The following is a 20,594-nucleotide window of genomic DNA, read 5'->3' as shown; positions in this document are numbered from 1 at the left end:
ACCGCGTCATAATTCCCTTTGCATCAATACGAGCGTCATCCAGCGATCAAACTTGCGTCCAACCTCGGGCATACGTCCGACTTCCTTAAACCCAAGCGCTGTGTGAAAGCCAATAGCATCTGCGTTCTCGCCACCTATGCCCGCCACCATAATATGATGGCCTTCGCCGCGCGCGACCTCATAAATCCGCGCCATCAAGGCCCGCCCCACGCCGCGTCCCTTGGCGGCTGGTGTCAAATAGATCGTGTGCTCGACCGAATGGCGATAGCCGATCCCGCCGCGAAACTGGCCATAGGTGACAAAGCCCAAAAAACTCTCGCCCTCATGGGCAACCTGCGTTGCGGCCCCGCGCAGCTCGATCATTTCTTGCACCTCGGCCAGAGTTTTATCGACCGAGTTAAACGTGCTCACGCCATCGCGGATTTCAGCATTCCAAACGGCTGCGATATCTGGCGCGTCCTGCGCGGTGGCTTGCCTGATGATCATGACAAGACCCGCGTGCCGTGGGGCGTTTCAAAGGTTGCGCGCATCTCACGGGGGCCTTCGACAAACTGCACTTTCGGATCATCCAAAGAGATCGTTTCACGCAACCACTGCGCCTCAGGATGCGCGACCTCAAATCGGGACAACTTACAACCTGACGCAGGCAGGATATCTCCCGGAATCTTTGCGACATCCCATTGAATTAGCGCTGGAAAACAGCCGTCACAGGGCAGAACACCATCCGCAGGCACCGCCATCCGCCAGGCGAAATCTCCGCGCGTCAAAGCCACCGGAACACCCGCACCATCCGGCAGGATTTCAAGTTCCGCGAGCAAATCTTCGCTCCGGCAGATCCAATTGCTGATGCGAGGCGCGCCCGCAAAACGGTCCAGATCAAACCACCGTGCATAATCAGGCTTTGGCGCCTCTGGATCGATGGAAATGGCTTCCAAATAGAGCCCGTCTGCCAGCCCCAAGAGCTGGTTATGCGTGCCAAAATGCGTGTGTTTTCCGCCTGGCAAAAGTGCCACGCCAAGTACGTCCTCAACATGGGCAACAGCGGCCTCAAGGGTCTCTCCGGCAATGGCGAAATGATCAAACTGCATGTTGGCTCCGATAAGCGAAGGCTCAGCATACAATTCGTCAGATCAAAGACAACGTCTTTTCTCTTGCTCGAAATATCCTCGGGGGGTTTGGGGGGCAGCGCCCCCCATCATTCGTGCGGTTTGGAGGGCGGCCCCCCCGCCTATCAGCTACGCGCTTCGCGGATTAGGTTCAGGATATCCTCAGCCGCCTCAGGAATATTCGTCCCAGGCCCAAAGATCGCCTTCACACCGGCCTCTTTGAGGAAATCATAGTCCTGCTGCGGAATAACCCCGCCACAGATCACAATGATATCGCCCGCGTCATTGGCCTGAAGCTCTTTGATCAATTGCGGTGCCAGCGTCTTATGCCCCGCCGCCTGAGACGAGATCCCGACCACATGCACGTCATTGTCAATCGCGTCTTGCGCCGCTTCGGCAGGCGTCTGGAACAGAGGTCCCACATCCACGTCAAAGCCGATATCTGCAAAGGCCGTCGCGATCACCTTGGCACCACGGTCGTGCCCATCCTGACCCATCTTGACCACCAGAAGACGTGGCCGACGCCCCTCTTCCTTGGCGAAATCTTCGATAGATTTCTGGATCTTAGCAAAGCCTTCGTCACCTTCATAAGCCGCGCCATAGACGCCTGCGAGGGTCTTCACTTCGGCGCGGTGGCGGCCGAATTCGTCTTCCATTGCCATGCTGATCTCTCCGACAGAGGCCCGCGCGCGGGCGGCTTCGACGGCGGCTTCCAAAAGGTTGCCGCCTTCTTTGGCACGGCGGGTGAGCTCCGCCAATGCAGCCGTGCAGGCTGCGTCATCACGGGTGGCGCGGATCTCTTCCAGACGTTTGATCTGGCTCTCGCGCACGGCGATATTGTCGACGTCCAGAATGTCGATCGCCTCTTCCTGCTCTTTGCGGTATTTGTTCACGCCTACGACGACTTCTTCACCCCGGTCGATCATCGCCTGACGCCGCGCGGCGGTTTCCTCAATGCGAAGCTTCGGCATGCCAGAGGCCACGGCCTTGGTCATACCGCCCATTTCCTCAACTTCTTCAATGAGTTCCCAGGCCTTGGTCGCCAACTCATCGGTCAGGCTTTCCACATAGTAGGAGCCCGCCAGAGGATCGACCACATTGGTGATGCCCGTCTCTTCTTGCAGGATCAGCTGAGTGTTGCGCGCAATACGTGCCGAGAAGTCGGTCGGCAGAGCAATCGCCTCATCCAACGCATTGGTGTGTAGGGATTGCGTGCCGCCCAACGCCGCCGCCATCGCCTCATAGGCGGTACGGATGACATTGTTATATGGGTCTTGTTCCTGCAAGGACACGCCCGAGGTCTGACAGTGGGTGCGCAGCATTTTCGAGCGTTCCGATTTCGCGCCAAACTCGGTCATGATGCGATGCCACAGCTGACGCGCGGCGCGCAGTTTGGCGGCTTCCATAAAGAAATTCATGCCAATCGCAAAGAAGAAGCTCAGGCGGCCTGCGAATTTATCCACATCCATGCCTGCCTCAATCGCCGCACGCACATATTCACGACCATCCGCCAGCGTATAGGCAAGTTCCTGAACCAGGTTCGCGCCCGCCTCTTGCATGTGATAGCCCGAGATCGAGATCGAATTGAACTTCGGCATCTCATTTGAGGTATATTCGATGATGTCCGAGATGATCCGCATCGAGGGCTCTGGCGGATAGATATAGGTGTTGCGCACCATGAATTCTTTCAGAATGTCGTTTTGAATGGTGCCTGCGAGCAGCGCCTTATCATGGCCCTGCTCTTCGCCTGCGACGATGAAATTCGCGAGGATCGGAATGACCGCGCCGTTCATGGTCATGGACACGGAAACTTTATCCAAAGGAATGCCGTCAAAGAGGATCTTCATGTCCTCTACAGAGTCAATCGCAACGCCCGCCTTGCCGACATCGCCCTCAACACGCGGGTGATCTGAATCATAGCCCCGGTGCGTCGCCAGATCGAAAGCCACAGAGACACCCTGCTGCCCCGCCGCCAGATTGCGGCGGTAAAAGGCGTTGGATTCCTCGGCCGTTGAAAAGCCCGCATATTGACGGATCGTCCAAGGGCGGCCTGCATACATGGTCGCCTTAACGCCGCGCGTGAATGGCCCAAAGCCCGGCAGCCCCCCCATATGGTCGATCTCTGCCGTATCTTCCGCCGTATAAAGCGGCTTGACCTGAATGCCTTCCAGCGTGTCCCAGGTCAGAGCCTCCAGCGGCTTGCCCCGCAGTTCTTTCTCCGCCAGCGCTTCCCAGTCTTTTTTCGTCGTCATGTGACCATCCTCTGCGCGGGGATCCGCGTCTTCATAAATTTCTGTGAGGCGCAGGTCGAAACCATCGCAATCGTATCAAATGCGCCTATATTGGCAGACATGAGCACTTCTGTACGCCATGGCTTAGCCGTTGTTTTCGCAGCCCTCTTAGGGTCCACCGCATCCGCCGATGAGGTCACCGAAGAGGCGCCCGTCTTTTTGACGGATCCCGCCCCGATCGAGAGCTTTCTCTGGACAAACCGTCCAGTGATTGTCTTTGCCGACAGCCCGGCCGATCCGCGGTTCATCGAGCAAATCGCTTTGCTACAAGACCAGATCGACGCGCTGCGCGAGCGGGATGTCGTGGTTCTAACCGACACCGATCCCGCCGCGAAATCCGAGCTGCGCACCGAGCTGCGCCCGCGCGGCTTCATGATGGTGCTCATTGGCAAGGACGGCGGCGTGAAGCTGCGCAAGCCTTTCCCTTGGGACGTGCGCGAACTCGGGCGCGTCATCGACAAAATGCCCATGCGCCAGCAGGAAATCAGAGACCGTCGCGGGGATGAATAACCCCCGCGTGCGTGTCTGTGATATGTCGCTGGCGTCGCCATAAGCCCTTATTCGAACTCCATAATCACGTCGTCCACCGCCAGGCTGTCACCCGCCGCCGCGTTGATTTTCGTGACCACAGTGGTCTTTTCAGCGCGCAGGATGTTTTCCATCTTCATCGCCTCGACTGTGCAAAGCGCCTGACCCTCTTGGACCTCATCCCCCACTTCGACATCGACCTTCACGATCAGACCCGGCATTGGGCAAAGTAGTAGCTTAGAGGTATCCGGTGGGAGTTTCTCTGGCATGTATTTGACCAACTCCGCCTCACGCGGGCTGCGCACATGCACCTTCAAATCCGCACCGCGGCTGCGAATGCGGAAGCCGCAGGTGATCGCGCCGACCTTCAGAACCAGAGGCGCGCCATTGACCGTCAACTCAGCCAGTTGATCGCCCGGTGTCCAGTCAGAGGCAACGCGCAGCGTCTCGCCATCTTCGAATTTGACCGAAGAACCATCCGCATCCGCCGAGATTTCCACAGGGAAATCATTGCCTTGCAGGGACACGACCCACTCGGTGCCGACGCGGCGTTCGTGGTTGTCCATGCGGCCTGAGACACGGGTTGAGCGGATCTCGGATACTCGGTTCATCGCTGCCGCCGCCGCTGCGATCTTGCGCAAGTCGGCCTCGGGCAGCTCGACGCCTTCAAAGCCGTCGGGGTATTCTTCGGCGATGAAGGCTGTGGTCATGTCGCCTGACACAAACTTTGGGTGATCCATAACAGCCGCCACGAATGGCAGGTTGTGACCAATACCTTCGACCTCAAAGCTATCCAGCGCCACGCGCATCGCTTCGATCGCGGCCTCGCGGGTCGGTGCCCATGTGCAGAGCTTGGCGATCATCGGGTCGTAATACATTGAAATCTCGCCGCCCTCATAGACGCCGGTGTCGTTGCGCACGACCACATCGCCGACGGATCCGGCTGCGGTGCCCGGGGTGTAATCGGGGTTCTCGGCGGGCGGACGATAGCGGGTCAGACGGCCGATAGAGGGCAGGAAGTTGCGATAAGGATCCTCGGCATAGAGGCGGTTTTCAATCGCCCAGCCGGTCAGGGTGACATCGTCCTGAGTGATGGTCAGCGGCTCGCCATTGGCGACGCGGATCATTTGTTCCACAAGGTCAACGCCGGTGATCAGTTCGGTCACAGGGTGTTCCACCTGCAGACGGGTATTCATTTCAAGGAAGTAGAAATTCTTCTCGCCATCGACGATGAATTCCACGGTGCCAGCAGAGGCATAGCCCACGGCTTTCGCCAGCGCGACAGATTGCTCGCCCATGGCCTTGCGGGTGGCTTCGTCCAGGAACGGAGACGGCGCTTCTTCGACGACTTTCTGGTTCCGACGCTGAATGGAACATTCACGCTCGCCCAGATAGACGCCATTGCCATGGGCGTCGCAGAGCACCTGAATTTCGATGTGACGCGGCTGGGTGACGAATTTTTCAATAAAAATTCGATCATCGCCAAAGCTATTGGCCGCTTCGTTTTTCGAGGACTGGAAACCCTCGCGCGCCTCTTCGTCGTTCCAGGCAATCCGCATGCCTTTACCGCCACCGCCGGCAGAGGCTTTGATCATCACTGGATAGCCGATCTCGTTGGAAATCTTGACCGCCTCATCCGCGTCCTCGATCAGGCCCATAAAGCCTGGAACCGTGGACACATTGGCGTCCTGCGCGATTTTCTTTGAGGTGATCTTGTCGCCCATGGCCTCAATCGCGCCCTTAGGTGGGCCTATGAACGCAACGCCAGCCGCCTCAAGTGCCTCGGCAAATTTGGCGTTTTCAGACAGGAATCCATAGCCCGGATGCACCGCCTGCGCGCCGCTTTCCTTGATCGCGGCCATCACCTTGTCGATCACGATATAGGACTGGTTCGCGGGTGGAGGGCCAATGTGGACCGCTTCGTCTGCCATCTTGACGTGCAGCGCGTTTTTGTCGGCGTCCGAATAGATCGCCACGGTCTTGATGCCCATCTTGCGCGCGGTCTTGATGACGCGGCAGGCGATTTCGCCGCGGTTGGCGATCAGGATCTTATCAAACATTAGGGGTCCTTCCTGTTCGAGCCGACGCGCCCCGCGCGCCGAAACAAAAAAGGCCATCGGCACGCGAGGTGCCGACGGCCAAATGTCGAGTGATACGTCCGAAGACGCGAGTGTTACGGAGACTTACAACGGTCTGGGTAGGTCTGGCAGTAGGCCACGTTGCCCACACCGCCAATGACTGCGCCGGTTTTTGCGTTACCACCGGTAAGAATGGCCGCCCCTGCGCCCGCGCCTGCACCCAGCAAGCCTTGTTCCAGCGCCGTGTCGCCACAAGCCGTGAGCGCAAGCCCAAGGCTGAGCGCCGCTGTGAGTTTGAGAAGTCGCATCTGTGATCTGCCCCTTTTTGATTGCCCAAATCTGAACCCAGCGTCAGAGATGCCGAGCCCTTGCGCAAGCTTTTGCGCGCACCCGCAACCCTATCGGCAAGACTGTGCCGAGGTCCAAGGGATATGCGCGCAGCAAAGATCACAGGATACCGTCCCCGTCGATTGCATCAGGGAAAGACGACCGTGCGACGTTTTCGTCGATGATCAGAAGCGCTTCGTAATCTTCGGGATCAAAATTCTCGGGATCATAGGCTTTGACTTCACGGCCAAAGAGCCACGACAGACGCCCCGCATCCAGATTACCGCGTTCAAAAGGCTCGGTGCCGAAAGCCTCCCAAAGTGCTTGCATAAAGCCAAGATCCGCGCGGCGATCCGCGTATTTGCGATCCTTAAAGCGCTCACGCTTTATGATGGCGGTGACGCCTTTGGGATTGGGCCGACGAATGGTGAATTGAAAATCCGTGCCGGGAAGACGGCTTGGGAAACCACGATGCTTGATCATGCTGCACCTCCGAACGCCAGAGCAACGCGAGGTGCGAGGTGGGCAGGAGCCTGACCAAATTGGCCAGCCGCCCGCCCGAAAGTCTTACTTGTATTTACCCGTGTGGGTTGGCTCGGTCGAGATTGGGGCCGGGTCGACCACAACGAATTCATCAACCGGCTCTTTGGCGCAGGCTGCGACAACGACAACGACGCTGAGCGCCAGAATGGACTTGATGCTCTTAGACATCTGTTTCTCCTAGTATATCTTTTATTTTGAACAGAGGATGTTTCCCCTGCCTGCCTCAGATTGGAGCACGAGGTAAGTCGTACGTATCCAAGGCCGAATATACCGGATTTTAGCCCGAAAATAAAACATTTAGACAGAGAGGCTCTGCCCTGTGGTGCGAAAGACGCAAGAACGCGCCGATTTGGGGTTTTGCCCCCTAGGTTTTGTGTCCGCATCAGAATGCCTCCCAGATACAGGTGTCGTTTTCCAAGGTGAAAGCCTCGAAATACTGGGTGACGTCTGGATTGAACACTCCGAATTCAGATTTTTTATTGGCCAGAGAGATCACGGCCTGATCAAACGGCGGCTTCGCCTCGGCCTGACGTGGCAGGGCATCGCGCGCGCAGAGAGCCGCGAAATCCTCGGCGACCTTTTGGTGATCTTCCGCCGTCATATCCTCTGCGACGTAGCGCAGACGCATCACGCGTTTGCCGTCGGGCATTACATCATCAAGCGTCTCAAACAGGCTGTGATTGAACCCCGAAGGGATATCCGAGGCGGTCTCGGCCTCTTTCTCACAGCTTTGCATGAGCATGGGAACCGCGGCGATGAGGGCAAGGCTACGCATGGGCGGGCCCCTTCTTGGTCGCGAAGCGCTCCCAACGGCGGATATAGTCAGGCGACGCCAAAAGCGCGGCGATCTTGGCCTCGGTCGCGGCCTTGGGCAGAGCGCCATTGACTGCACCGCCGGCTTTGATGTGCATCGCCCCATCCTGGCGCGTGACCTGAACCACCGGAGAGAAGCCGCGCAAGGACTGCAGCGCGCGCCACATATCCTGGCGCACCTGATGCGCCAGCCACATGGCAGAGCCCGCACGAATGGTGGTTTCCGCCGCCACGTCAAAACGCGCAGGCAGATGACGTGCGAGGGTCAGCACGTCTCCGTCCTTTAGGGTATGCCACTTGGCTCGGGCCACAGGTTCAGTCCTTTTCGCTACGAAATCAGCCGCTTAGAGCGGGATATTGTCGTGCTTTTTCCAAGGGTTCTCGAGTTTCTTATTGCGCAAGGACGCAAATGCGCGCGCCACACGGCGACGTGTGGATTGCGGCATAATCACCTCGTCGATAAAGCCCCGCTCAGCGGCCACAAATGGGTTCGCGAAACGATCTTCGTAGTTCTTGGTATGGGCCGCGATTTTATCCGCATCGCCCAGATCTGCACGGTGGATAATCTCGGTCGCGCCCTTCGCGCCCATCACGGCGATCTCGGCGGATGGCCATGCGTAGTTGAAATCGCCGCGCAGGTGTTTGGAGGCCATAACGTCATAAGCACCACCATAGGCCTTACGGGTGATCACGGTCACCTTCGGCACCGTCGCTTCGCCATAAGCAAAGAGCAGTTTTGCTCCGTGTTTGATGACACCGCCGTATTCCTGCGTGGTGCCCGGCAGGAAGCCTGGAACGTCTACAAGCGTCAGAATTGGAATTTCAAAGCAATCACAGAATCTTACAAACCGCGCCGCTTTGCGAGAGCTGTCGATATCCAGACAGCCCGCCAGAACCATCGGCTGGTTCGCAACCACACCCACGGTCTGGCCTTCCATGCGGATGAACCCGGTGATGATGTTCTTGGCGTAGTCTTCCTGGATCTCATAAAAATCGCTTTCATCCGCGATCTTATGGATCAGTTCTTTCATGTCATACGGCGTGTTCGGGTTTTCCGGCACCAGAGTGTCCAGCGACGCATCAATCCGCGCCGGATCGTCAAAGAACGGACGCACCGGAGGCTTTTCGCGGTTGTTCAGCGGCAGGAAGTCGACAAGGTTGCGAACCTCGCGCAGCGCTTCGACGTCGTTTTCAAAGGCACCATCTGCAACAGAGGATTTCTTGGTGTGGGTGGACGCGCCGCCCAGTTCTTCCGCCGTAACCACTTCGTTAGTTACGGTTTTCACAACGTCAGGGCCGGTGACAAACATGTATGATGTGTCTTTGACCATAAAGATAAAGTCGGTCATCGCAGGACTATACACAGCGCCACCCGCACACGGGCCCATGATCACAGAGATCTGAGGCACAACGCCCGAGGCCATGATGTTGCGTTGGAACACCTCGGCGTAGCCTGCCAGAGAGTCCACACCCTCTTGGATCCGCGCGCCACCGGAGTCATTCAGACCAATGATCGGCGCACCGTTTTGAACGGCCATATCCTGAATTTTACAGATCTTCTGCGCATGAGTTTCTGACAGAGAGCCGCCAAACACGGTGAAATCCTGCGAGAACACATAAACCATACGGCCATTGATCGTCCCCCAGCCGGTGACAACACCGTCGCCCGCGGGCTTTTGCTCTTCCATGCCGAATTCGACACAGCGGTGGGTTTTGAACATATCGAACTCTTCGAAACTGCCCTCATCCAGCAGCAGTTCAATCCGTTCGCGCGCGGTCAGTTTCGCCCGTGCGTGCTGGCTATCAATGCGGCGCTGACCGCCACCAAGGCGCGCGGTTTCGCGGCGGGCTTCGAGTTCTTGAAGAATATTGTCCATGTCACACCCTCTGGTCTGTTAAGGAGTGATAGCCCGTGTGCTGCGGTGCGGAAAGGGTTTTCCCGCAAATTTGCAAACCCCAGCACGCTCAACGCAAGCAAATTGCAAACCAGCAAATTTTGAACCAATTGGTTCATTTTTTCAACTTATGGTCGCAATACCCCTGTTCATCCCTTCATCTCGGGCCTAAACAAGACAGGTCAACTCTGCGTGCCTATTATGTATTTCAGTCGTAAGTCCCCTCCACATATCTCGACCCTGATCCTCTTGGCAGGCCTTAGCGCCATGGTCATGAATATCTTTCTGCCCAGCCTGCCTGGCATGACTGTTTACTTCGATACGGACTACAGCGTCATGCAATTGGCAGTCGCCGGCTATCTTGGGGCAAGTGCTGTCCTGCAGATCCTCATTGGGCCAATATCAGACCAAATCGGACGCAGGCCAGTTCTGCTTTGGGGTATTTTTCTGTTCCTTGTCTGCACCTTAGGTTGCATCTATGCACCAAACGCGACAATCTTTCTGATCTTTCGCATTGCGCAGGCCGTCATCGCAACATGCCTCGTACTCAGCCGCGCCATCGTGCGCGATGTGGTCGAGGACAGCGAGGCCGCGTCTAAAATCGGCTTTGTCACGATGGGTATGTCGGTGGTGCCGATGGTCGCCCCTGCCCTCGGAGGCCTGCTTGAGGAAACATGGGACTGGCGGGCGAGTTTTTGGTTGATGTTTGGGGCGGGCAGCATGTCACTGGCGCTGGTCTATTTCGATTTGGGCGAAACCAAACGACGCAGCGGCCTCACGCTGGGCGCGCAATTCAAACAATATCCCGAGCTGCTAAAGAGCCCGCGCTTCTGGGGCTATAGCCTCGCCTCCGGCTTCGCGTCCGGTGCGTTTTTCGCGTACCTCGGCGGGGCGCCTTTTGTGGCAAGCGGCTATTTCGCACTCGATCCGACCGAAGTCGGGGTATACTTCGGAGCCCCCGCCATCGGGTACTTCGCCGGCAACTACGTCTCTGGCGCCTATTCTCAGCGGATTGGCGTGAACAATATGGTGCTTTGGGGATCCTTCGTGAACGCTATCGGTGTCGGTTTGTCGTTGTTGTTATTTGCGGCTGGCATCGGATCCGCCTTCAGCTTCTTCGCCTTCATGACATTTGTCGGGCTGGGCAATGGTATGGTGATCCCGAACGCCACTGCTGGCGCTTTGTCCGTACGCCCGCATCTCGCAGGCACTGCCTCTGGCCTCGCCAGCGCGATCATGATCGGGGGCGGCGCGGGCTTGTCGGCTTTGGCGGGCGTATTGCTTGAAATCTGGCCGACACCCTACCCGCTTTTGTCCCTGATGCTGGCCACCGCTGTCGCAGCGCTCGTCGCGATTACCCTGACAATTCGTCGCGAAAGACGCCTTCGGGGCTAGCGCCCAGCGGTTTGCAAAACTATGCTTGCATGAAAGCTAACTTGCAAACCAAGGGGCAGCTATGGCGACGCAGAAACTTTATGCCGGTGCAAAACTGCGCGAGATCCGCAACCGCGTGGCGCTCACACAGCGGGAATTCGCAACCAAGCTTGGCGTGTCCCTTCCCTATCTGAACCAGATGGAAAACAACAACCGCCCTGTGTCGACAACGGTGGTTCTTGCCCTTGCGCAAGAGTTCGGCATCGATGTCACCGAGCTGTCCACCGGGGATTCCGAGCGTCTGGTGAGCGATCTGCGCGAAGCCCTCGCGGACCCAGCCCTCGCCGAAAGCGACGTGCCTTTGGCGGATATTCGACTATCGGCTTCCAACGCCCCTGCTTTGGCCCGGGCGTTTTTGAAACTGCACCATACCTACCGTGAAACCCATGAACGGCTCGCCTCGCTGGATGACGCTTTGGGACGCCAAGAGTTCCGCATGCAGCCGAGCCCCTGGGACGAGGTGCGCGACTTCTTTCATTATTGCGACAACTATATCGATGCGGTCGACCACGCGGCGGAGAATTTCGCCAAAAGCGCCGAGCAGAAACCGTCGATGCGCATTGCTGCTGAGGATGCTTTGGCACATGTCGGCGTCTCGGTTCGACTGTCCGATACTGGGCCTCTCAGGCACTATGACCATGCGAATAAGGCACTGACCTTGTCCGCCCATGCGTCGCCAGAAACACAGTGCTTTCAGATGCTGCTGCAAGTCGCTCTTTTGCAAAGGAATTCTTTGCTTGAAGCGACGTTGGATCTGGCGAAATTCCAGTCTGAGACCGCGCGGGATATCGCCAAGATCGGGCTTGCGAATTACTTCGCCGGAGCGGCCTTAATGCCCTACGGCAAATTCCACGCGGCGGCGCAGGAACATCGCCATGATCTGGAGCTTTTGTCCAACCAATTTGGGGCGTCCATTGAGCAGGTCGCCCATCGTTTGTCGACCCTGCAACGGCCCGGCAACAAAGGCATCCCATTCTTTTTCGTCCGCGTCGATCAGGCGGGCACGATCACCAAACGCCATTCCGCCACACGTCTGCAGTTCGCGCGTTTTGGAGGGGCCTGCCCCCTATGGAACGTCCACCGCGCCTTTGAAACGCCGGGGCGGTTTTTGCGACAGCTGGCCGAAACGCCTGACGGGGTGCGCTATTTCTCTTTGGCGCGGGATGTGTCCAAATCTGGCGGGCACTATGGCGCGCCTGTACGGCGCTATGCGATTGCCTTGGGCTGCGAGATCAAACACGCGGATCGTATGGTCTATGCCGACAATATGGACGTAAACAACGCCGCTGCCTTCCAGCCTATCGGCATTTCCTGCCGGATCTGCGAGCGGCCTGATTGCCATCAACGCTCGGTGCCGCCGCTTGAGCGCAAGTTGATGATTAAGGAGAATGAACGGGGTGTTTTGCCCTATGAAGTCGGGTAAGTTTGCAGAGTTTGCTGTACGCGGCCTGCAAAGATTTTAAACGAGTATTGACCCAAAATGATAAGAACCTTGGCATTTCTTTTTCTCTTTCTTGGCCTTGGTGCATTGGCGCTAGAGCAAGCCAATCCCCTGCTCATCTACCCCTATGATGCGACTGAGCAGCCCCCAAGCCCTGCGGCTTACGGTGCTAGGATACAAGCCTATGATCTGGACGGCCCCGAAGGTCGCGTGGTTGTCTGGGCAGTGCCTCCGCGCGGGAATAAGCCGACGGTGTTCTATCTGCATGGCAATGCTGGCAATCTTGCAAATCGCGATGGCAGGTTTCGCCGCCTTAGGCAGTCGGGCTTTGGCGTTTTTGCCCCGGCCTATCCCGGCAGTTCAGGCAGCGAAGGTCGGCCTTCTGAAGCCGCGCTCATTTCGACCGTGAAGTTTGCCTACGACAGCCTCAAAAGTGACGGTCAATTCGCCACGTTTGACGGCCCCGTGGTGATCTACGGCGAAAGTCTGGGCTCGGCGGTGGGGCTTGGACTGATCGAAGCGCTTAAGGCCTCGGGCGATCAGGATTTGCCCACCGGCATCGTTCTTGAGGCACCGTTTTCTTCGATCTCAGATATAGCTCAGGCCACCGTCGGTGACATTGGCCAAATTGCGCCGGTCTTCATGGACTCTTGGAACAGCGCCAAGCGTGCCGCCGCGATATCCCTGCCCCTTTTGGTGATCCACGGCAAGCAAGACCGCGTTGTGCCGATTTCCCAGGGTCAAGCGGTTTACAACGCAGCGGGCTCGGCGAAGAAAAAGATCATGCGCGTGCCGGATGCCAATCACGTGAACCTCTGGGCCAGCGGGATCCTGACGCAGCTGTTCGGGCATATGGCATTGAAAGACCTCGGCCTTTAGCGCTGAGACCTTTCCCAATTCGGGTTGAACCAAGGCTGATCATTGGCGGCAGGCAGGCTACGCCCAAGGATATGATCTGACGCCTTCTCGCCGGTCATGATCGATGGCCCATTGAGGTTGCCATTGGTGATCCGCGGAAAGATCGAGCTGTCGGCCACGCGCAGGTTATCTACGCCAATCACGCGACAATCGGAATCCACCACGCTCATCGGATCCTCAAGCGCGCCCATGCGGCAGGTGCCACAGGGGTGATAGGCGCTTTCAACGTGTTCGCGGATAAATCCGTCCAGCTCGTCGTCGGATTGCAGCGCAACGCCCGGTTGGATTTCATGTTTGACGAAGGGTTTAAACGCATCCTGCGCAAAGATCTCGCGCGTGAGGCGAATGCACTGGCGAAAATCGATCCAGTCCTGCTCGGTCGACATATAGTTAAACAGGATATCGGGTGCTGCCTTGGGATCCGCACTCGCCAATGTGACCTCTCCACGAGAGCCGCTGCGCATGGGGCCGACATGGGCTTGGAACCCATGGCCCTCGGCGGCAACCTTGCCATCGTAGCGCACAGCGATGGGCAGGAAATGATATTGAATATCAGGGTATTGCACGCCGGCCTTACTGCGAATGAAGGCCGCAGACTCAAACTGGTTGGACGCACCAAGACCGGTCTTTGTAAACAGCCATTGCGCACCGATCAGAGCCTTTCCGAAGAGGTTCCAGTATTTATAGAGCGTGATCGGCTGCTTGGAGGCCATCTGCAGATAAAGCTCCAGATGGTCCTGCAGGTTTTGGCCTACTCCGGGGCGATCTGCAACGACGTCGATGCCATGTTCCGCCAAATGCGCTGCGGGGCCGATGCCCGAGAGCATCAAGAGCTTTGGGGAATTGAGCGAGCTGGCCGCGAGGATCACTTCGCCCGAGGCATGAATGACATCTTTACGCCCATTGCGCTCGATCTCGACCCCCGTGGCCCGTCCCTCGTCCGTCACCACCTTGCAGGCCAGCCCGCGCACAAGCGTACAGTTCTCGCGTTTCAAAGCAGGCTTCAGATAGGCATTCGCCGCCGACCAGCGCCGCCCCTTGTAAACGGTCATCTCCATCGGGCCAAAGCCCTCTTGCTGCTCGCCGTTATAGTCGCTGGTGACCGGATAGCCCGCTTGACGACCTGCCTCAACAAAAGCTGCGTGCAGAGGGTTGTCCCTTGGCCCGCGCGAGATATGCAGAGGGCCGGTTTTGCCACGCCAATCCGGGTCTCCGCCCTGCCCGCTTTCGTGCCAGGTCTCCATGCGTTTGAAATAGGGCAGCACATCCGCATAGGACCACCCCTGCGCGCCGCTTTCGGCCCAGTGATCATAGTCCCCCGCGTGGCCGCGCACATAGACCATACCGTTGATCGAGCTCGACCCGCCGATTACCTTGCCTCGAGGCGTGACCAGACGACGGCCACCCAGATGCGGCTCGGGTAGCGTGCTGTAGCCCCAATCATAGAGGCTCATGTTCATCGGATAGCTCAGCGCGGCGGGCATCTGGATCAGAGGGCCCGCGTCCGTGCCGCCGTGTTCGATCACGATGACAGATTTGCCTGCCTCCGAAAGACGATAGGCCATGGCGCATCCCGCAGAGCCCGCGCCGACGATCACATAATCTGCTCGCATCGCCGCCTCCCTAGAATGCCGCTTCGACGTCGCTCATGCGGACGTAGACGGATTTGACCTGGCTGTAGTGCTGGATCGCTTCCTTGCTGTTTTCGCGCCCCACGCCCGAGGCTTTGACCCCGCCGAACGGAGCTTCGACCGGCGCGTCGTTGTAGGAATTGATGAAACAGCTGCCCGCCTCAAGCGCGCATATGACGCGGTGCGCGCGGGTCAGGTCGCGAGTGAAGACGCCAGCCGACAGGCCGAAGTCGGTCGCATTGGCGCGAGCGATCACGTCGTCTTCGTCCTCGAAATCAAGCACCGCCATGACGGGGCCAAAGATCTCTTCTTGGGCGATGGTCATCTCGTCGGCGACATCAGCAAAGACCGTGGGGGCTATGAAAAAGCCTTCCATATCAACGCGCTCACCGCCTGCGATCAGACGTGCGCCTTCGGCTTTGCCTTTGGCGATATAGTCGAGAACGATCCCCATCTGCCGTTCGCTGACCATGGGGCCAAAGTTCACGGCCTCATCCAGAGGATTGCCGAGGACCGCGCCTTCAAGGCGTTCGAACAGGCGCTTTAGGAAAGCATCTTTGATGTTCTTATGCACAAAAACCCGCGTGCCGTTGGAACAGACCTGCCCAGAGGAATAGAAGTTCCCGTTGATGGCCCCGCCGACCGCGTTCTCGATATCCGCGTCGTCAAAGATGATCAGAGGCGACTTACCGCCCAGCTCCATCGTGACGTGTTTCATGCCCGAGGCGGCAGCTGCATATACCTTCTTGCCCGTCGGCACCGACCCTGTCAGCGAGACCTTATCCACGCGCGGGTCATTTACCAGCGAAGCGCCCACGTCTCCAAGACCCTGCACCACATTGTAAAGCCCCGCAGGCAGGCCCGCTTCATGCAGGATCTCCGCAACCTTCAAAGCGCAAAGCGGCGTGGTTTCCGATGGCTTAAAGATCATCGCATTGCCACAAGCCAAAGCTGGCGCGCCTTTCCAGCAGGCGATCTGGGTTGGGTAATTCCATGCCCCGATCCCCACACAAACGCCCAAGGCTTCGCGGACCGTGTAGACCCAGTCGTCGCCCATCGGAATATGCTCGCCCGTGAGTGTGGCTGCGAGGCCTCCGAAATATTCCAGCGCGTCGGCACCGGATGTAGCGTCGGCCACCAGCGTTTCCTGCAAAGGCTTGCCGGTGTCATAGGTCTCGAGAACCGAGAGCTCGTGGTTGCGCTCGCGGATCATGTCGGCCGCGCGTCGCAAAATGCGGCCGCGTTCCGTGCCGGTCATCTGGGCCCAGGCCTTTTGTGCCGCTTTCGCCGCATCCAGCGCCTGATCGATGATCGCAGGCGTCGCGGAATAGACCGTCGCGATCACCTCTCCGGTGGCCGGGAAGATTACCGGGATTTCGGTGCCGGATATGTCCTCGACATAGGCGCCATTGATGAAATGGCTGGCGGTGGGCTGTGTGGTCATTGTCGTTCTGCTTTGCCTTCAAACTTACCGGATCGCGCGAATCCAAATCGGCGCGTCCAAGCGTTCGCGACCCTAGCAATGCGAAACTTAAACAGCAAAACAAAAATTTAAATGCCCATTTAATTTTTTATCATGCCCGCGCCAAAAAAGCCTGTTTCGATGCGCAAACCACGCTATAGACAGGCTATGAGCAAGAAACGCATCCGTGACATTCGCCATGAAGAGCTGATTGATGCCGCAATCCAAGCGATTGCAGAGCATGGCTATGCGCAGGTGACGATGACCGATATCGCCAAACAGGCAGGATCTACGGCGGCGAGTATCAACTATTACTTCGGCTCCAAGGATCAGCTGATCCAAGCGGTGATGCAGCTGGTTCTGCGCACTTTGAAGGCAGCGAACTTGCGTCAACTTAAGATGGCAGAAACCCCCTATGATCGTTTGATGGCCGGGCTGGATGCGAATTTTGATGAGACGCTCTTTACCTCGGCGACCTGCTCGATCTGGCTGCAGTTCTGGGCCAACGCGCCCTATCACGAAGGTCTTGCACGGTTACAGCGCGTAAACCGGATGCGTGTCACCAGCCATTTCCGCGCCGAGCTGCGGCAACTTTTGCCGGAAAACCGAATGGCGACAGTACAACAAGCTTTGCAGAACTATATTGACGGAGTCTGGATCGAGGCCGCAATGAACCCCGGACCTGTGGACGCCAAAGCCGCGCGCCTTGAAGCGCGGCGGGTGGCGGATCTGTTGCTCAAGGGCGGCTAGTGGTTCAGCAATAAGCTCGCTGCAATTGCCCACATCGTTACGCCCACGAGCACATCCAGAATGCGCCACGACAGCGGATTGGTGAAAAAACCGCGCAGCAAGGCCGCCCCATATCCCAGTGAAAAAAAGAAGGTAAAGCTCGCGCAAACGGCGCCTACGGCAAACACCCAAGGGCTGTCATAGGTCGCTGAAATGCCCCCCAGCAACACGACTGTGTCCAGATAAACATGGGGGTTTAACCAAGTTAGAACAAGGCACGTCCCAATTGCCTTGCTCAACTTTGGTGCATTGGCGCCCTCTGATGCCAGGGAGCTGCCGCCTCTGTAAGCAGACGCGAAATTTAGAGCGCCATATACCACCAAGAAAGCTGCCCCGCCCCATCTTGCGAGATCCACTGCAAATGGAGCCGCATCGACCAGAGCACCGAACCCAGCCACGCCCGCTACGATCAAGATCGCGTCCGAAATGGCGCAGGTCAGAACCACAGGGAGAACGAATTCTCCCCTTAATCCCTGACGCAATACAAACGAATTCTGAGCGCCGATCGCCAGGATAAGTGACAAGCCGAGCGCAAATCCGGCTGTTAACGAAGAGATCATAAAAGCCTCTCTTGGTATGACTTGTAATATCAACATCGTGACATTACACAAATTAATAAATCTTATTCCAAATTAGAGACTCTTATGAAGCTCGATCCGGAAAGACTTAGGACACTGTCGACGGTGCTACGTACCGGCAGCTTTGAGGCCGCCGCGAACGAAATGCGTATCACCCAGTCCGCTGTTTCGCAACGGATTAAGCTGCTCGAAGAAAAAGTCGGCGCACGACTTGTGAAGCGCGAGAGCCCATGCGTCGGTACAGATGCAGGCTTGCAACTCGCAGCCCATGCGGATCAGGTCGAGGCGCTGGAAAAAATCCTGGCCCGCAATCTGGGGCACGAAGTGGGTGACGAACCGGTTCCCGTCAACATCTCTGTGAATGTCGATTCGATGTGTTCGTGGTTCGGAGACTGCTTCGGCGCGCATCATGATTTGCTCTTTAACTTCCAGCTCAATCATCCCGCTTACACGGACAGTTTGCTGGAAAGCGGTCAAGTCGTTGGCGCCGTTACGATCCAGAAGAAACCAGTGCCGGGCTGTGACGTTTACCCTCTGGGAGACATGGTCTATCTTCCTGTGGCATCGCCGAAATTCGTTAAAAAGCACTTTCCAGAAGGCGTTTCGCCGTCGGCTTTGGCCACTGCACCTGTCGTCAGGTTCAACTCTAAAGACCACAATTGGTCGGAGTGGATTAGACAAGAGTTCGGATCGACCGTCACCCCGCCCTATCACTCGATCGCGTCAAAGCCCGCCTTGAACAAAGCCCTTGTGGCTGGGCTCGGTTGGGGCATGGAGTATATTGCTTTGGCGCGCGACGATCTTAAGAAGGGAAACCTGGTACTGTTGCGACAAGACAGCGATTTCCGCATGCCAATTTACTGGCAGACCAGCCGCATCTGGCGCGAGACGCTGGCTGACTTCACCCGGCATATTTGCCAAACTGCGCGCAAAAACTTGCCACAATCCTGACAGATCACCATGCAGAATCGAGAGTGACGAAACTCGGATTCTGAAAGGTGCTCTATGAGTACGATTAATCCATATGCCCAAAGAATGGGCCCAAGTTTTTCCAGCGCTGTTTGGGTGACTGGCTTACTGCTGCGTATTGGCATGATCAGCCTATTTGTGATTTTGCTTATGATTGCCCCGAACGCGGCTTGGCCTTTTGCTTTCCTGTTATTTCTGGATCTGTTTGTCTTTGCTTATCAGGTTGTCCGCTATGCAAACGCAGCAAGCCTTTATATGCAGGACACCGGACGCTTCTGGACGATTACAGGGGCAACATTGGGATTTGTAGCGGCTGGCATCGTTACGTTTTACTTCTGGTTCTTGGCTTTCGCCGTCGTTGATAAGGCGCTGTCAGGTCTTCGTTCTGACGCCAATTTCAGAACAAGCCCCGAGACCGGGCCAGCAGTTCTGGAGTCTCGCGCACCCCCCAAACGGTTCCGCGTGCACCTGTCCGTGGATGGGCGCACCTTAACCTATGACGGCATTATGGCTTCAGGGATGATGAGCGAACTCAATCCACTTTTGAGACAATCCCCCGACTTGCAGCAAATCTCGTTAAACAGCCCTGGCGGCAATCTCTACGAAGCCCGCAGACTGGCACAGCAGGTGCTGCAATTGGGACTGGATACCCATGTCGACGTAGAATGTAGCGCAAGCTGCCTTCTGGCCTTCACGGCTGGCGCGAACCGCACTTTGGGTCCTGGCGCGCAACTGGGTTTTCACCGCTATGGCCTTGATTTCAAACAGCTCATGCCCTTTGCAGAAGTGGACGTTGAGCGGCTGCAAGACCAGAGCTTTTACGAGCAGCAACAGGTCTCACCGGCCTTTATCGATCGCTATTTTAGCGATGACCGTCGCACGCTTTGGTATCCTCATAAGAACGAGCTATTCCAAGCGGGCATCACCACCAAAAGATAAAGCCGCCCCGGACAGGAGCGGCTTTCAAAAGAGGACTGGCGTGGCTTAGAGCTGCGCCATAACCTCGTCAGAAGCTTCAAAGTTGGTCGTGACGCGCTGCACGTCATCATCGTCCTCAAGAGCATCCACCAGCTTCATCAGCTTTTGCATGTCCTCAAGGCCAAGCTCGGTCGTGGTGGTCGGCTTCCAGATCAGCTTGGTGGATTCAGATTCCCCAAGGTCGGCTTCCAGTGCGTTGGACACATCATTCAAATCCGTGTCCGCGCAATAGATGATATGCCCATCCTCAGAGCTTTCGACGTCCTCAGCACCCGCTTCGATCGCAGCCATCATGATGTCATCGGCATCACCCGCATCGGCTGGATAAACAACCTCGCCTTTACGTTCGAACATGAACCCAACAGAGCCGGTCTCGCCAAGGTTCCCACCATTCTTGGAGAACGTAGAGCGCACAGTCGACGCGGTGCGGTTTTTGTTGTCAGTCATGGTCTCGACAATGACAGCCACGCCATTGGGACCATAGCCTTCATAGCGGATCTCGTCATAGTTCTCCGCGTCGCCACCAATCGCCTTTTTGATCGCGCGCTCGATCACGTCCTTCGGCACAGACTGGCTCTTGGCTTCTTTCACGGCCAGACGCAGACGCGGGTTTTTATCGGGGTCCGGGTCACCCATTTTCGCCGCCACGGTGATTTCCTTGGCGAGTTTGGAAAATAGCTTAGAGCGCGCAGCATCCTGACGCCCTTTGCGGTGCTGAATATTTGCCCATTTACTATGGCCAGCCATGGCGGATGCCCCCTCAAAGATCTCGTTTCGCCTCCTATAGCGCAAGCAATCCATGGTCTCAAGGCG

General features: G+C 57.2%; 21 protein-coding genes. 7 read left to right on the top strand and 14 right to left on the bottom strand.

Annotated elements, in window-relative coordinates:
* Window positions 1–6: 6 nt before the first annotated feature.
* The 3 genes from HZ995_RS12510 to scpA form a co-directional block, all read right to left on the bottom strand.
* Window positions 7–486, bottom strand: coding sequence for a GNAT family N-acetyltransferase (locus HZ995_RS12510; RefSeq protein ID WP_209355983.1), 480 nt, complete (start codon window positions 484–486; stop codon window positions 7–9).
* Window positions 483–1,088 carry a VOC family protein gene (locus tag HZ995_RS12505; RefSeq protein WP_209355982.1) on the bottom strand — a complete coding sequence of 202 codons (606 nt, stop codon included), beginning with the start codon at window positions 1,086–1,088 and terminating at the stop codon, window positions 483–485. The genes HZ995_RS12510 and HZ995_RS12505 overlap by 4 nt, the downstream gene beginning before the upstream one ends.
* 143 nt (window positions 1,089–1,231) lie before the next feature.
* Window positions 1,232–3,358 carry a methylmalonyl-CoA mutase gene (gene scpA, locus HZ995_RS12500; protein WP_209355981.1) on the bottom strand — a complete coding sequence of 709 codons (2,127 nt, stop codon included), beginning with the start codon at window positions 3,356–3,358 and terminating at the stop codon, window positions 1,232–1,234.
* 99 nt (window positions 3,359–3,457) lie between these two features.
* Between scpA and HZ995_RS12495 the strand changes: the two genes are divergently transcribed.
* Window positions 3,458–3,907: a DUF4174 domain-containing protein gene (locus HZ995_RS12495; protein ID WP_209355980.1), complete on the top strand. Its 450-nt coding sequence runs from the start codon at window positions 3,458–3,460 to the stop codon at window positions 3,905–3,907.
* A 47-nt stretch (window positions 3,908–3,954) separates the two neighbouring features.
* Here HZ995_RS12495 and HZ995_RS12490 read toward each other — a convergent pair whose 3' ends face one another.
* The 7 genes from HZ995_RS12490 to HZ995_RS12460 form a co-directional block, all read right to left on the bottom strand.
* On the bottom strand, window positions 3,955–5,985 hold the full coding sequence (locus tag HZ995_RS12490) for an acetyl-CoA carboxylase biotin carboxylase subunit (protein ID WP_209355979.1): 2,031 nt from the start codon (window positions 5,983–5,985) through the stop codon (window positions 3,955–3,957).
* A gap of 113 nt (window positions 5,986–6,098) precedes the next feature.
* The gene (locus HZ995_RS12485; RefSeq protein ID WP_209355978.1) at window positions 6,099–6,311 is read right to left on the bottom strand and encodes a hypothetical protein; all 213 of its coding nucleotides are present in this window, start codon (window positions 6,309–6,311) and stop codon (window positions 6,099–6,101) included.
* A 139-nt stretch (window positions 6,312–6,450) separates the two neighbouring features.
* The gene (locus HZ995_RS12480; protein ID WP_209355977.1) at window positions 6,451–6,813 is read right to left on the bottom strand and encodes a hypothetical protein; all 363 of its coding nucleotides are present in this window, start codon (window positions 6,811–6,813) and stop codon (window positions 6,451–6,453) included.
* Between the two features lie 84 nt (window positions 6,814–6,897).
* Window positions 6,898–7,041 carry a hypothetical protein gene (locus HZ995_RS12475; RefSeq protein ID WP_209355976.1) on the bottom strand — a complete coding sequence of 48 codons (144 nt, stop codon included), beginning with the start codon at window positions 7,039–7,041 and terminating at the stop codon, window positions 6,898–6,900.
* Window positions 7,042–7,255: 214 nt separating this feature from the next.
* Window positions 7,256–7,648: a DUF6497 family protein gene (locus tag HZ995_RS12470; RefSeq protein ID WP_209355975.1), complete on the bottom strand. Its 393-nt coding sequence runs from the start codon at window positions 7,646–7,648 to the stop codon at window positions 7,256–7,258.
* Complete coding sequence (locus HZ995_RS12465) at window positions 7,641–7,997, bottom strand: hypothetical protein (protein ID WP_209355974.1); 357 nt, start codon at window positions 7,995–7,997, stop codon at window positions 7,641–7,643. The genes HZ995_RS12470 and HZ995_RS12465 overlap by 8 nt, the downstream gene beginning before the upstream one ends.
* Before the next feature lie 33 nt (window positions 7,998–8,030).
* Window positions 8,031–9,563 carry an acyl-CoA carboxylase subunit beta gene (locus HZ995_RS12460; RefSeq protein WP_209355973.1) on the bottom strand — a complete coding sequence of 511 codons (1,533 nt, stop codon included), beginning with the start codon at window positions 9,561–9,563 and terminating at the stop codon, window positions 8,031–8,033.
* Between the two features lie 219 nt (window positions 9,564–9,782).
* Between HZ995_RS12460 and HZ995_RS12455 the strand changes: the two genes are divergently transcribed.
* The 3 genes from HZ995_RS12455 to HZ995_RS12445 all read left to right on the top strand — a co-directional run bounded on the left by HZ995_RS12455 (window position 9,783) and on the right by HZ995_RS12445 (window position 13,335).
* Window positions 9,783–10,976, top strand: coding sequence for a multidrug effflux MFS transporter (locus tag HZ995_RS12455; RefSeq protein ID WP_209355972.1), 1,194 nt, complete (start codon window positions 9,783–9,785; stop codon window positions 10,974–10,976).
* 61 nt (window positions 10,977–11,037) lie between these two features.
* Entirely contained in the window at window positions 11,038–12,438 is a 1,401-nt protein-coding gene (locus HZ995_RS12450) for a helix-turn-helix domain-containing protein (protein WP_209355971.1), read from the top strand.
* A 69-nt stretch (window positions 12,439–12,507) separates the two neighbouring features.
* Window positions 12,508–13,335, top strand: coding sequence for an alpha/beta hydrolase (locus HZ995_RS12445; RefSeq protein WP_209355970.1), 828 nt, complete (start codon window positions 12,508–12,510; stop codon window positions 13,333–13,335).
* Here HZ995_RS12445 and betA read toward each other — a convergent pair.
* Entirely contained in the window at window positions 13,332–14,987 is a 1,656-nt protein-coding gene (betA, locus tag HZ995_RS12440; RefSeq protein ID WP_209355969.1) for a choline dehydrogenase, read from the bottom strand. The genes HZ995_RS12445 and betA overlap by 4 nt on opposite strands.
* A gap of 10 nt (window positions 14,988–14,997) precedes the next feature.
* Window positions 14,998–16,449 carry a betaine-aldehyde dehydrogenase gene (gene betB, locus HZ995_RS12435; RefSeq protein ID WP_209355968.1) on the bottom strand — a complete coding sequence of 484 codons (1,452 nt, stop codon included), beginning with the start codon at window positions 16,447–16,449 and terminating at the stop codon, window positions 14,998–15,000.
* Between the two features lie 186 nt (window positions 16,450–16,635).
* Here betB and betI point away from each other — a divergent pair, with 186 nt between their 5' ends.
* The gene (gene betI / locus HZ995_RS12430) at window positions 16,636–17,217 is read left to right on the top strand and encodes a choline-binding transcriptional repressor BetI (protein WP_209355967.1); all 582 of its coding nucleotides are present in this window, start codon (window positions 16,636–16,638) and stop codon (window positions 17,215–17,217) included.
* Here the strand turns inward: betI and HZ995_RS12425 are convergent.
* The gene (locus tag HZ995_RS12425; protein WP_209355966.1) at window positions 17,214–17,816 is read right to left on the bottom strand and encodes a LysE/ArgO family amino acid transporter; all 603 of its coding nucleotides are present in this window, start codon (window positions 17,814–17,816) and stop codon (window positions 17,214–17,216) included. The two genes, betI and HZ995_RS12425, sit on opposite strands and share 4 nt — an antisense overlap.
* Before the next feature lie 84 nt (window positions 17,817–17,900).
* Here HZ995_RS12425 and HZ995_RS12420 point away from each other — a divergent pair, with 84 nt between their 5' ends.
* Together HZ995_RS12420 and HZ995_RS12415 are read left to right on the top strand one after the other, a co-directional pair.
* On the top strand, window positions 17,901–18,785 hold the full coding sequence (locus HZ995_RS12420) for an ArgP/LysG family DNA-binding transcriptional regulator (protein WP_209355965.1): 885 nt from the start codon (window positions 17,901–17,903) through the stop codon (window positions 18,783–18,785).
* Between the two features lie 114 nt (window positions 18,786–18,899).
* Window positions 18,900–19,742, top strand: coding sequence for a hypothetical protein (locus HZ995_RS12415; protein WP_209355964.1), 843 nt, complete (start codon window positions 18,900–18,902; stop codon window positions 19,740–19,742).
* A 45-nt stretch (window positions 19,743–19,787) separates the two neighbouring features.
* On the opposite strand, the gene HZ995_RS12410 is transcribed toward HZ995_RS12415, so the two are convergent.
* Window positions 19,788–20,528 (bottom strand): YebC/PmpR family DNA-binding transcriptional regulator, encoded by a 741-nt coding sequence (locus HZ995_RS12410; RefSeq protein ID WP_209355963.1) that lies wholly within the window; start codon window positions 20,526–20,528, stop codon window positions 19,788–19,790.
* Between the last annotated feature and the right edge of the window lie 66 nt (window positions 20,529–20,594).

It is taken from the genome of Cognatishimia activa (assembly GCF_017798205.1).
GTDB lineage: Bacteria > Pseudomonadota > Alphaproteobacteria > Rhodobacterales > Rhodobacteraceae > Cognatishimia > Cognatishimia activa_A.
Note: the sequence above shows the minus strand (reverse complement) of the source record. Positions and strands in the feature narration are given on the sequence as shown.